Raw genomic sequence first — 12043 nt, forward strand, 5'->3', positions numbered from 1 at the left:
GCCCCGCCGCGGTCATCCCGGCGGCTGCGGTTGCCAGAGGCAGCCGCAGTCGGGGTGGCCCTTCAGCCGCAGCCGCCGGGGCATGCCGTCGACGGCCGAGAGTTCGCACCAGCCGTCGAGGCTCGGCGGCCGGCCGCCGTCCAGGTAGACCTGGGCGTGGAGGGCGGCGAGGCCCGCCACGGCCGTCGCCAGGCCGGTGTCGCAGGCGGGGGTGCGGGCCCGGCCGGGGCCCTCGTCGGCGAGCTGGGCCAGGATCCGGGGCCAGGCCGGATCCTCGTCCTCGCGGGCCAGTACCAGGCAGTGGCCGCAGGCCGAGACACCGGGCACGACGAGCGGGCCGACCACGCCGAACTCCTCCACCACCCCGACGTACAGGTGCGGCACCCCGGCCCGCAGCAGCTCCCTGGCCTCGGCCGCGCCGCCGGCGAAGGCACCGCTGCCGTCCCTCGGCGCCAGCACCACCAGGTCGAGGTCCCGCGCCGACGGGCGGCGGGTGCCCGGAGCCGTGCGGCGGGCCGAGGCCCGCCGGACGGCGTCGCGGGCCGCGGTGGACCGCAGCCGCCCGACCTCGCCGGGCGGCAGGCCGGCGGGGGAGCAGTCCGCGGGCCGCACCCGGCCGGTGTCGGTGACGGTGACCGCCCCCGTACCGGCGGCCGCCAGGACGGCGGCGATCGCGGCGCCGACCCGGCCGGCCCCGCGCACCTCCACCCGGTGGTCGGCCCGGCGGCCGAGGACGGCGGGGGCGGCGCCGGGGGCGGAGTGCACCAGGGAGAGCGAAGCGAGGTCCGGGCCGAGCAGCTCCCGGTGCGGCTGCGGGAACCGGGCCAGCGCACGGCCCGCCGCCTCGGCGTCGTCGAGCAGCCCGGTCCGCTCCAGCTCGTCCAGCAGCGCGCCGGTCGGCTCGCGCCCGAGGCCGGCCCGCTCGCCGGCGGCCAGCAGCGCGGGCCGGTCCCGCGTCCCGTCGAGCAGGCCGAGGAAGTCGCAGCGGGCCCGGTCCGCGCGTTCGACCACCCCGGCGTACTGGCGGACGGTGCCGAACTGCAGGGTCTCGGAGTCCCGCCAGCTGCGGGAGAGGGCGGGCTTCAGCAGGAGGCGCACGGTGGATTTTCCTTCCGATCGTTTCCGGACGGCCGGGGCCAGCCTGCCCGATCGGCGCGGATCCGTGCCCGGCGTTGTCCACAGGCACGAGCACATGATCGAATGATCCGTTCGCATGCCCTGTGGATAACCTGCCGGCCGGTACGGGGTCGCATTCCGGACACCCGCCGTCGGCCTTTCGTTCCCGATCACTCCACGAAAGATTTCGGCCATGGCAGCGGACTTCTGTCAGTGGTACCGGGTAACGTCGTGTGCCATGGCAGCCGAACGGGACTCCCATCCCCCGGCGTCGCGTCGGCGTGCCCGTGCAGCCTCCGGGTCCCAGGTCGCGACGCCGAGCACGCGCGGGCGCCCGGACCAACAGCCCGGATCGGCGCCCGCGCAGCCCCCCGCGCCGTCGGAGAAACACGTCGAGCTGCCCTTCGACCGCTCCCGGGTGGAGGTCCGCCGCAGTGCCCGGCGCAGCCGCACCGTCTCGGCCTACCGTGAGGGCGACCGCACGGTCGTGCTGATCCCGGCCCGGATGTCGCACGCCGAGGAACAGCGCTGGGTCGCGCAGATGCTGGAGAAGCTGGCCGCCCAGGAGAGCCGCCGGGTGCTCGGCGACGACGCGCTGGCCGTCCGGGCGCGCGAGCTGTCCGCCGCCTACCTGGGCAACCGCGCCCAGCCGGTCCAGGTCCGCTGGGTCACCAACCAGAACTCGCGCTGGGGTTCCTGCACCCCCAGCGAGCGGACCATCCGGCTCTCGCACCGGCTGCAGGGCATGCCGGAGTACGTCGTCGACTACGTGCTGCTGCACGAGCTCGCCCACCTGCTGGTGTCGGACCACGGCGCCTCGTTCTGGGCCCTGCTGGAGGCGTACCCGCGGACGGAGCGGGCGCGCGGCTATCTGGAGGGCGTCGCCTCGGCGGCCCGGCTGCCGCACATCCCGGGCGCTCGGCACGCCGGTCCGCCGGAGGCCGAGCCGGCCGGATCCTGCGGCTGACCGGAGCGCCGCACCCCCGTGGCGGGCGCGGGCGGCGGGCGACGCGGGGCGGACGGGCGCGGGTCAGCGGCGGACGGACGCACGACAGAGGGGGCGCGGGCCCCTGTGGCCCGCGCCCCCTCAGGTCAGTCGCGCCTCAGCCGGTGAGCTGCCGGGCGCGCCCCACCAGGTCGCGCACCGAGTGGTCGGTCAGCTCGGGCAGCTCGTCGAAGCCGAACCAGCGCAGGTCCAGCGACTCCTCGCTGATCAGCGCCTCGGCGCCGGGCGGGGCCACCGCGATGTACTGGACGTCCAGGTGGGTGTTCTCCGGCCGGTCCTTGCCGGTGCAGCGGACCTGGTGCCGGTCGAGCTTGGCCGGTACCGGTACGCCGTCGGCGGCCAGCAGCACGAGGTCCGGGATGCCCGACTCCTCGGTGGCCTCGCGCAGCGCGGCGGAGGCCAGGTCGCGGTCGCCCGGCTCGCAGTGGCCGCCCATCTGCAGCCAGAGGCCGACCTTGGGGTGCAGGGTCAGCAGTACCCGCCCGGCGGCCGGGTCCACCACGGCCGCGCTGGCGGTGATGTGAGCGGGCAGGCAGGAGCGGAACAGGCCCTCGGGCTGCTCGGCCAGGTGGTCCAGGTAGTCGAGGCGCAGCCGCTCCTGGGCCGGGCCGGCCGGACGCCAGCCGCTCAGGGTGCGGACCGCGTCCGCGTGCAGGGCGGACGCGCCCGTCTCGGTGAGCGTCATGCGGTCGGCTCGCCCTTCCCGTCCTCGCCGTCGTCCTTCTTCTCCAGGTCGGGCTTGGCGGACTCCGAAGGCTTCGAGGGCTCCGAGGACTTCGACGACCCGCCCGCGGCGGCCTCGCCGAGCAGCTTGTCGATCGCGTCGAAGTCCAGGCCGCCCTCGGTGTCGCCGGCGGTGTCCCGGTGCACGAAGGCGTCCGGGTCGTCCAGGTCGGCGGCGGTGGGGAGCATGTCGGGGTGCTGCCAGAGGTCGTCGCGGCCCTCGATGCCCCGGGCGTCGGCGAGCAGCGCCCAGAGCCGGGCGGCGTCGCGCAGTCGGCGCGGGCGCAGCTCCAGGCCGACCAGGGTGGCGAAGGTCTGCTCGGCAGGTCCGCCGGCCGCACGGCGGCGGCGGACGGTCTCGCGCAGCGCGCCGGCCTGCGGCAGGTGCGGTTCGGCGGCGGTGTGCACCACGGCGTCGACCCAGCCCTCGACCAGCGCGAGCGCCGTCTCCAGACGGGCGAGCGCGGCCTTCTGCTCGGGGGTGTCCTCGGGCTGGAGCAGCCCGCCGGCCAGGGCCTCCTGGAGCGCCTCGGGGTTGCTCGGGTCGAGCTGGCCGGCGAGCTCCTCCATCCGGGAGGTGTCGACCTTGATGCCGCGCGCATAGGCCTCGACGGCGCCGAACAGGTGGGCGCGCAGCCACGGCACGTGGGCGAAGAGGCGCTGGTGGGCGGCCTCGCGCAGGGCGAGGTAGAGCCGGACCTCGTCGGCGGGCACGTTCAGGCCCTCGCCGAACTCGGCGATGTTCTGCGGCAGCAGCGCGGCCTTCCCGGCGGGGGCCAGCGGCAGGCCGACGTCGGTCGAGCCGACCACCTCGGCGGCGAGCGCGCCGAGCGCCTGGCCGATCTGGCTGCCGAACATGGCGCCGCCCATCGAGCGCATCATGCCCATCAGCGGGCCCGCCATGGCCTGCATCTCCTCGGGCAGGACGCCGCCCATGGCCGTGCCCACCCGCTCGGCGACCGGGTCCACGAGGTCCTTCCAGACCGGCAGGGTGGCTTCGATCCACTCGGCCCGGCTCCAGGCGACGGCGGTGCCGGCCCCGGAGGGGAACTCGGTGGCGCCGTCCAGCCAGAGGTCGGCGAGCCGGACGGCCTCGGCGACGGCGGAGCGCTCGGAGGCGCCGACCGACCGGTCCTTGGACTTGCCCTCGACGGGCTCGGCGACGACGGTCTGGCGGGCGATGTCCTTGGCGAGGTCCCAGTTCACCGGGCCGCCCTCGAACGAGAGCATCTGGCCGAGCTGCTGGAAGGCGGCGCCGAGGTCGTTGGGGTTGAGGCCGCCGAACATCGCGGCGAAGGGGTTGTCGCCCCCGCCGGGCCCGCTCGGGGTGCCGGGAGCGCCGGGAGCGCCGGGCATCCCCATGCCGAAGAGCGCGCCGAAGGGGTTCCCGCCGAAGCCGAACGGCTGGGGGCCGCCCTGCTCGCCGCCCTGGTCCTTCTTCTTCTGCTCGTCGCCGGGCTTGCCCTTGCCGTCCTCGGGCTTGCCGTCCTCGGGCTCCTCTGGCGGAACGCCGAATCCGAAGGGAAGGTCGCTCACGGGGTCCTCGATCCGGTCGGCCGTCATGCGGGGTGGTGGCGGAATTTCGGCCCGCCCGGGACGGTCCGCGGAGTGGGGGACTCGCGTTCGGTGGGCGGCTCCCGCACGGCTGGTCCGCGCCGGGTGCACCGCCGGGCCTTCGCCTCGGGCAGGATGGACGTACGTGACACACGCACGTACGCACATAAGCTAACCGTGGAGGATGGCCGGTGAGTTCCCCGCCTTCGGACGTTCGCTCTGGGCTGACCGGAGGAGAGGACGCCCCGGACATCACGGCGTCGCCGCCTCCAGCCTACGGCGGAAGGCCACTGACCGTGGCCGTCACCGGCGCCGCCGGTGTGCTCGGCGAGCGCGTCGCCGCCCGCCTGGTCGCCTCGCCGGGGGTGAGGAAGGTGCTCGCCGTCGACGACCGGCGGGGCGAGGTGCCGGGCGTGCAGTGGCGCGTCCTGGACGTCCGCGACCCGGCGGTGGCCGAGCGGCTGGCCGGTGTGGACGTGGTCGTCCACCTGGCGATGGACCTCGGGATGGAGTCCGATCCGCGCGCCCGCAGCGCCTACAACGTGCGCGGCGCGCAGACCGTGCTGACCGCCGCCGCGGCGGCCGGGGTGCACCGGGTGGTGCTGTGCACCTCCGCGATGGTCTACGGCGCGCTCGCCGACAACGAGGTGCCGCTGGCCGAGGACTCCGAGCTGCGGGCCACCGAGGAGGCCTCGCTGGTCGGCGACCTGCTGGAGATCGAGCGGCTGGCCCGGCGGGCCCCGCGGGCCCACCCGGGGCTGCAGGTGACCGTGCTGCGTCCGGCCGTGGTGGTCGGGCCCGGCGTCGACACCGTGCTGACCCGGCACTTCGAGGCGCCCCGGCTGCTGGTGGTGGCGGGCTCCCGGCCGTGCTGGCAGTTCTGCCACGTGGACGACCTGGCGGCGGCGCTGGAGTACGCGGCGCTCGGGCTGGTCGAGGGCGAGGTCACGGTCGGCTGCGACGGCTGGCTGGAGCAGGAGGACGTGGAGCGGCTGTCGGGCATCCGGCGGATGGAGCTGCCGGCCTCGCTCGCGCTGGGCACCGCGGCCCGGTTGCACCGACTCGGGCTGACCCCGGCCCCGGCCGGGGACCTCGCGTACACGATGTACCCCTGGGTGGTGTCCGGCAGCCGGCTGCACGAGGCGGGCTGGCGTCCGACCTACACCAACGAGCAGGTGCTGGCGGAGCTGCTGGCGCAGGTCTCCGGGAAGCACGCGGTGGCCGGGCGGCGGCTCGGCGGCAAGGAGGCCGCCACCAGCCTGGGCGCGGCCGGGGCGACCGTGGCGCTGGTCGGTACGGCCGCGCTGGTCCGGCGGGCGCGCAAGCGGCGCCGCTTCTGACCCTTCGACGGCCGCGGCGGGCGGGGCCCGCCGCACCGGTGCCCACCGCGGTCGGGGTGCCTCGATTCTCACGATGCGAAATTTCCCAATCGTGATACGGAACCCCCTTGCCCGAAGTCGCCCGCGATGGGGAATCATGGGGGTATGGCCGACAACCACGACCCCATCCGCCTGCTCGCCGTCCGCGACACCCCCCTCTCGCTCGACGAGGTCTACGAGGCGGTCGGCGACGACGCCGCCGGCGGTACGACCGTCTTCGTCGGGACGGTCCGGGACCACGACGGCGGGAAGTCGGTCGCCGCGCTGGAGTACAGCTGCCACCCCTCGGCCGAGCAGGAGATGCGCCGGATCGCCGAGAAGGTCGTTGCGGAGTTCCCGGTCCGGGCGCTCGCCGCGGTGCACCGGATCGGCCGGCTGGAGATCACCGACAAGGCCGTGATCGTCGCCGTCTCCTGCGCCCACCGGGGCGAGGCGTTCACCGCCGCCCGCCGGCTGATCGACGACCTCAAGCACGAGGTGCCGATCTGGAAGCACCAGGTGTTCTCCGACGGCGAGGAGGAGTGGGTCGGCGCCGGCGGCTGCTGACCCACCCGGACACCGCCGACGCGCAGGCGCGCCGGGCCTTCACCCGAACGGGTCCGGGCCGGCGCCCCGGATACTCCCTGGCAGTGAGCCGATCGGCCGTGCCGTAACCCGGACGGCGCCACCCGCGTTCTCCGGCGGGGTGGTTAGTCTGCTCATAGACACGACGAGCTGGGAGTACTGATATGGCTGCGCTCGCCTGGTTGATCATTCCTGTCATCGCCGCACTGTTCGCCGCCGTGTGGGCGGGCTGGGCCCAGCGGTCCCCCAGAGCCACCGGTGACCCCGCCTCCCTCGCCGAGCACCGGCGCTTCATGGCCGCCATGGAACGCACCACCGCCGCCCCCGGCCCGGGCGAGGACCCCGGCCGGTAGCCCGGCGGGCGTGGCGTCGGGCGCGTCCCGTACTGTCGAGGCATGCCACGCCGCTCTGCGACGATGCTCGCCGCCACCCTGCTGCTCATAGCGCTGCTCTGCGCGTCGGTGATGATGAAGGTGCCGTACACGGAGATGAGCCCGGGGCCGACGTACAACACGCTCGGGGTGCAGGAGAAGACGGGCACGCCGGTGATCACCGTCACCGGCCACGAGTCCTACCCGGTGAGCGGCCACCTCAACATGACCACCGTCCAGGTCACCGGTGCCAAGTACGAGCCCAGCCTGGTCAACGCGGTGGTCGGGTGGCTCCGGGACGACGTGCTGGTGGTACCGCACGACAACGTCTACCCGAAGGGCCAGACGGACGCCGACGCCAAGCGGCAGAACGCCGAGGAGTTCGCGCTCTCCGAGGACCACGCGCGGACGGCGGCGCTGACCCAGCTCGGCATCCCGGTCGGTAACGAGCTGATCGTCCAGTCGGTCACGGCCGGGGCCCCGGCCGAGGGCAAGCTGCACGCCGGGGACCGGATCATCGCGGTCGACGGCGCCCCGGTCACCGACGCGGACAGCGTGGCGAAGGCCGTCACCAAGCACCAGCCCGGCGAGACGGCCGTCTTCACCGTGGTGCCGATGGTCAAGGACGCGAGCAAGGCGGACCCGGCGGCGGCCCGGACCGACATCGCCGTCCCGACCGTGAAGTCCCCCGACACCGGCGCCGCCATGGTCGGCATCCGGCCCGGCGTGCGGCACACCTACCCGTTCCAGATCGACATCGGCCTCCAGGACGTCGGCGGGCCGAGCGCGGGCCTGATGTTCTCGCTGGGCATCATCGACAAGCTGACGCCGGAGGACCTCACCGGCGGCAAGTTCGTCGCGGGGACGGGCACCATCGACGACGCCGGCGGCGTCGGGCCGATCGGCGGGATATCGATGAAGCTGATCGCGGCCCGGGACGCCGGCGCCCAGTACTTCTTCACCCCGGCCGCCAACTGCGCCGAGGCCGGCAAGAACACCCCGTCCGGACTGACCCTGATCAGGACCGAGACGCTGGACGGCGCGCTGAAGTCGCTGGAGCAGGTGCGCAGCGGCCAGACCGCCGCGCTGCCCTCCTGCGCCACCGGCTGACCGGCCGGACACCGCGGGCCCCGGACGATCCCGTCCGGGGCCCGCGGCGTACCGGTCGTGGCCTAGGAGAAGGTGGCGAGCAGCGCCGCGGTCAGGCCGGGGACGAGGTCGGGGCCGGTCAGCACCTCGCGGGCGACGTCCTTGGAGCGCAGCCGCAGGGCGATCTCCCGCTTGCCGTCGCGCAGCACGGCGGCGGTGATCCGCACTTCCTCGCGGTTGGGGTGGTTGGCCACCCAGTCGGCGAGCTGGGCGTCGCTGGCGTTGCGCGGGCGGGACTGCTCGGCGCCCGGCGGCAGCATCAGCCGCTCGACCACCAGGGCGCAGCCGACCACCGCGTCGGGCCAGGCGATGGTGCCCAGGAACTTGTCCAGCTCCATGCCTTCGGGCAGTTCGTCCTGCTCGATCGGGGTGAGGCCGGCCTCCGGGCTGTCGGAGAGGCCGAGCTTCTTGGCGATCCCGGGATCGGCCTTGAGCAGGGCCGCGCTGTCCACCAGGGCGAACAGCCGGGCCGGGAGGTCCCAGCCGAGGGTGGCGGCGTACTCGTCGATCTCCAGCGCGGCCCGGGTCAGCGGGGTCGCGGCCGGGAGCTTGGAGACGTCGTCGGGGGAATTGGAGACATCGGACATGCCTCAATCCTCACACGCCGGGCGGTCCGGGCGGTGCCACAGGTCCGGCGGGGGCGGGCGCGGCGCCTACGGGGCGGAGCCGCGGGGCCGCCCGGGGGTGCCCGGACCGCGGCGGCGCCCGGTGGCGCGTCCGGTGGCCGGACGGCCGGACGGCTGCGGCCGGGGAACGCCGGAGTAACCGTCTGCTAACGGTGGGAACTCGGCTAAAGCCTGGTTAAGTTGCACTGACGACCGCTCGATTCCAGACGACACAGCTGAGGTGCCCCGTGGTATTCCAGATGCCGGAACGCTCAGGGCCGGGATTCCGGCGCAGGGTAGGCCCGCCCTCCCGGCGGGCGCGGGTACTCCTGCTGACCCTGGGCGTACTCGCGGTGCTCTTCCTGCTGTTCGTCATGTTCGCCGGGTTCTGGACGGACTGGCTCTGGTTCAAGTCGGTCCACTACTCCTCGGTGTTCACCACCCAGCTCTGGACGAAGGTCGGCCTGTTCGCCGTCTTCGGCCTGTTGATGGCGCTGGTCGTGGGCGCCAACATCTGGCTGGCGCACCGGCTCCGGCCGCCGCTGTCGGCGATGTCGGTGGAGCAGCAGAGCCTGGACCGCTACCGGGCCGGCCTGGCGCCGTTCAAGCGCTGGGCGCTGATCGGGATCTCGCTGGTGATCGGCCTGGTGGCCGGCGCCGCCGCCTCGGGCCAGTGGCGGACCTGGCTGCTGTGGACCAACGGGACGTCCTTCGGCGTCAAGGACCAGCAGTTCGGCATGGACGTCTCGTTCTACGCCTTCGAGCTGCCGTTCTACGAGTTCCTGCTCGGCTTCGCGTTCAGCGCGGTGATCGTCTCGCTGCTGACCTCGGCGCTGGTGCACTACCTGTACGGGGGCCTGCGACTGCAGGGCCCGGGCCGCCGGGCCAGTGCCGGCGCGCAGGGCCACCTCGCGGTGCTGCTCGGCGTGTTCGTGCTGCTGAAGGCGGTGGCGTACTGGCTGGACCGGTACGCGCTGGCGGTGAAGACCGGCTCGTACAAGAGCGTCACCGGTTGGACCGGCCTGCGCTACGTGGACGCCAACGCGTTCCTGCCGGCCAAGACCATCCTGTTCTTCGTCGCGATCATCTGCGCGGTGCTGTTCTTCCTGACCCCGATCCGCCGCACCTGGGCACCGGCCCTGATCGGCCTCGGGCTGATGGTGCTCTCGGCGGTGCTGATCGGCGGGGTGTACCCGGCGATCGTGCAGCAGTTCCAGGTCAAGCCGAACGAGCAGGCCAAGGAGACGCCGTACATCCAGAAGAACATCGACGCGACGCGGCAGGCGTACGGGATCGCGGACAGCCAGACCACCCAGTACACCCCGCAGGGTTCGACCACGGCCGAGGCGCTCAAGCCCGACGCGCAGACCATCGCGGACATCCGGCTGCTGGACCCGAACGTGGTCTCGCCGACCTTCCAGTCGATCGAGCAGCAGCGCTCGTACTACGCCTTCCCGTCCACGCTGGACGTGGACCGCTACGGCAAGGGCGAGACCGCCCAGGACACCGTGATCGGCCTGCGTGAGCTGGACCTCAACGGCGTGCAGCGCAACTGGATCAACGACCACTTCAAGTACACCCACGGCTACGGCGCGGTGGTGGCCAAGGGCAACCAGGTCAACGACAAGGGCCAGCCGGTCTTCACCGAGTCGGGCCTGCCGGCCACCGGTTCGCTGGGCGACTACCAGCAGCGGGTCTACTACGGCGAGAAGACCGGCACGTACTCGATCGTCGGCGGTGCCAACCAGGAGATCGACTACACCACCGACTCCGGTGAGAACAAGCAGTACCAGTACACCGGCGGCAGCGGTGTCTCGCTGGACAACCCGATCACCCGGGCCGCGTACGCGGTGAAGTTCGCCGAGCCGCAGATCCTCTACGCGGGGGCGATCACCGACGGCGCGAAGGTCATCTACGACCGGACGCCCAAGGAGCGGGTGGAGAAGGTCGCGCCGTGGCTGTCGATCGACGCCGACCCGTACCCGGTCGTGCAGCCCGGCCCGGACGGCCAGCCCGGGCGGGTGGTCTGGGTGCTGGACGGCTACACCACCTCCGACGGCTACCCGTTCTCCTCCAAGACGACGCTGGGCACGGCCACCAAGGACTCGCTGACCAACCAGCGCGGCGAGCTGCTGACCGCCGCCAACCAGGTCAACTACATCCGCAACTCGGTCAAGGCCACCGTGGACGCGTACACCGGTGAGGTGACGCTCTACCAGTGGGACGAGAACGACCCGGTGCTCAAGACCTGGATGAAGGCGTTCCCGGACACCGTCAAGGCCAAGGCCGACATCCCGGGCACGCTGATGCCGCACCTGCGCTACCCGCAGGACATGTTCAAGGTGCAGCGCGACCTGCTCGGCCAGTACCACGTGACGGACGCCAACTCGTTCTTCAACGGCAGCGACATCTGGCAGATCCCGGTCGACCCGACCAGCGACACCAAGCAGCCGCAGCCGCCGTACTACCTGACGGTGCGGATGCCGGACCCGGCGGTCACCTCCGCCGGCTTCTCGCTGACCAGCACCTTCGTGCCGAGCGGCCGGGAGAACCTGGCGGCCTTCATGGCGGTCAGTGCCGACCCGGGGCCGGACTACGGGAAGATCAGGCTGCTCAAGGTGCCGGGGGACAGCAAGACCCTCGGGCCCAACCTGGTGCAGTCGCAGTTCAACTCCCGCCAGGAGGTGGCCCAGCAGATCACCCTGCTGAAGAGCGGCGGTGACTCCGAGCTGGAGTACGGCAACCTGCTGACCCTGCCGGTCGGCGGCGGCCTGCTCAACGTCGAGCCGGTGTACGTGCGCGGGCGCGGTGCCAAGTACCCGACGCTGCAGAAGGTGCTCGCGGTGTACGGCAACGACAACGTGGCGTTCGAGAACACCCTGGAGGAGGCGCTGAAGAAGGTTTTCGCGGGTGCCGCCCCGGCGACCACGCCGACCGCGCCGACCACCCCGGGGACCCCGAGCACCCCGACGCCCACCCCGACGGCGCCGGCGACCCCGGGCACCGGCGGGGCCACCACCCCGGAGCTGCAGAAGGCCTGGGCGGACGTCGAGAAGGCGTACAACGACAGCCAGAACGCGTTCAAGAGCGGTGACTGGGCGGCCTACGGCCAGGCCCAGAAGGCGCTCGGCGACGCGATCAAGGCGGCCCAGGCGGCGCAGCAGAAGGCCGGCGGCACCCCCGCCGCCACGCCTTCGGCCACCGCGCCGGCCGGGGCCTCGCCGAGCCCCTCGGCGGGCGCGAGCCCCTGAGCTGGGAGAACCGATTCCTGTTCCACCCCGCGACCGTGCTATGGTTTCACTACCGACGCGGGGTGGAGCAGCTCGGTAGCTCGCTGGGCTCATAACCCAGAGGTCGCAGGTTCAAATCCTGTCCCCGCTACTCAGTAGCCGAGAGGCCCGGAGGATCATCCTCCGGGCCTCTCGCGTTTCCCGCCGAGGGTGGTGTGGGCCCCTCCGGTAGGATCGATCGTCGCCAACGACGCCGGCATCGGGGTTTGTGGGACCCGAGTGTCGGGAAATCGACAAAGCGCCGAAGCAATTTCGTCGGCTTCGGTTCCGCGCCGCCGAATTCGGC

10 protein-coding genes and 1 tRNA gene are annotated in these 12043 nt (G+C 73.1%); 7 read left to right on the forward strand and 4 right to left on the reverse strand.

The window, feature by feature from the left end; translation table 11 throughout:
• Positions 1–12 precede the first annotated feature (12 nt).
• Positions 13–1098, reverse strand: coding sequence for a ThiF family adenylyltransferase (locus tag ACZ34W_RS05565; RefSeq protein WP_465602021.1), 1086 nt, complete (start codon positions 1096–1098; stop codon positions 13–15).
• Positions 1099–1513: 415 nt separating this feature from the next.
• Between ACZ34W_RS05565 and ACZ34W_RS05570 the strand changes: the two genes are divergently transcribed.
• Entirely contained in the window at positions 1514–2083 is a 570-nt protein-coding gene (locus tag ACZ34W_RS05570) for a M48 metallopeptidase family protein (protein WP_465602180.1), read from the forward strand.
• Positions 2084–2219: 136 nt separating this feature from the next.
• Here ACZ34W_RS05570 and ACZ34W_RS05575 read toward each other — a convergent pair whose 3' ends face one another.
• Positions 2220–2807, reverse strand: coding sequence for an NUDIX hydrolase (locus tag ACZ34W_RS05575; protein ID WP_465602022.1), 588 nt, complete (start codon positions 2805–2807; stop codon positions 2220–2222).
• A complete protein-coding gene (locus tag ACZ34W_RS05580) occupies positions 2804–4381 on the reverse strand; it encodes a zinc-dependent metalloprotease (protein WP_329489512.1) in 1578 nt (525 codons plus the stop codon). Before ACZ34W_RS05580 ends, ACZ34W_RS05575 begins: the two co-directional genes overlap by 4 nt.
• Positions 4382–4590: 209 nt before the next feature.
• Between ACZ34W_RS05580 and ACZ34W_RS05585 the strand changes: the two genes are divergently transcribed.
• From ACZ34W_RS05585 to ACZ34W_RS05600, 4 genes are all read left to right on the forward strand, one after another.
• Positions 4591–5739 (forward strand): NAD-dependent epimerase/dehydratase family protein, encoded by a 1149-nt coding sequence (locus ACZ34W_RS05585; RefSeq protein WP_396488378.1) that lies wholly within the window; start codon positions 4591–4593, stop codon positions 5737–5739.
• Positions 5740–5883: 144 nt separating this feature from the next.
• Positions 5884–6324 (forward strand): molybdenum cofactor biosynthesis protein MoaE, encoded by a 441-nt coding sequence (locus ACZ34W_RS05590; protein ID WP_465602025.1) that lies wholly within the window; start codon positions 5884–5886, stop codon positions 6322–6324.
• A 182-nt stretch (positions 6325–6506) separates the two neighbouring features.
• On the forward strand, positions 6507–6695 hold the full coding sequence (locus ACZ34W_RS05595; protein ID WP_329489514.1) for a hypothetical protein: 189 nt from the start codon (positions 6507–6509) through the stop codon (positions 6693–6695).
• A 42-nt stretch (positions 6696–6737) separates the two neighbouring features.
• On the forward strand, positions 6738–7823 hold the full coding sequence (locus ACZ34W_RS05600) for a YlbL family protein (protein WP_329489515.1): 1086 nt from the start codon (positions 6738–6740) through the stop codon (positions 7821–7823).
• Between the two features lie 62 nt (positions 7824–7885).
• Here ACZ34W_RS05600 and ACZ34W_RS05605 read toward each other — a convergent pair whose 3' ends face one another.
• Positions 7886–8449, reverse strand: a complete 564-nt coding sequence (locus tag ACZ34W_RS05605) for a PPA1309 family protein (protein WP_329489516.1) — start codon at positions 8447–8449, stop codon at positions 7886–7888.
• A gap of 278 nt (positions 8450–8727) precedes the next feature.
• Between ACZ34W_RS05605 and ACZ34W_RS05610 the strand changes: the two genes are divergently transcribed.
• The gene (locus ACZ34W_RS05610; protein ID WP_329489517.1) at positions 8728–11718 is read left to right on the forward strand and encodes a UPF0182 family membrane protein; all 2991 of its coding nucleotides are present in this window, start codon (positions 8728–8730) and stop codon (positions 11716–11718) included.
• A 56-nt stretch (positions 11719–11774) separates the two neighbouring features.
• Positions 11775–11848: transfer RNA gene (locus tag ACZ34W_RS05615), tRNA-Met, on the forward strand.
• The last annotated feature ends 195 nt before the right edge of the window (positions 11849–12043 follow it).

This window comes from Kitasatospora sp. NPDC022856 (assembly GCF_055561235.1).

Coding starts and splice junctions, on each gene's coding strand:
- ACZ34W_RS05610 (WP_329489517.1), top strand. CDS start 8,728: ATGCCGGAACGCTCAGGGCCGGGATTCCGGCGCAGGGTAGGCCCGCCC.
- ACZ34W_RS05595 (WP_329489514.1), top strand. CDS start 6,507: ATGGCTGCGCTCGCCTGGTTGATCATTCCTGTCATCGCCGCACTGTTC.
- ACZ34W_RS05600 (WP_329489515.1), top strand. CDS start 6,738: ATGCCACGCCGCTCTGCGACGATGCTCGCCGCCACCCTGCTGCTCATA.
- ACZ34W_RS05605 (WP_329489516.1), bottom strand. CDS start 8,449: ATGTCCGATGTCTCCAATTCCCCCGACGACGTCTCCAAGCTCCCGGCC.
- ACZ34W_RS05575 (WP_465602022.1), bottom strand. CDS start 2,807: ATGACGCTCACCGAGACGGGCGCGTCCGCCCTGCACGCGGACGCGGTC.
- ACZ34W_RS05590 (WP_465602025.1), top strand. CDS start 5,884: ATGGCCGACAACCACGACCCCATCCGCCTGCTCGCCGTCCGCGACACC.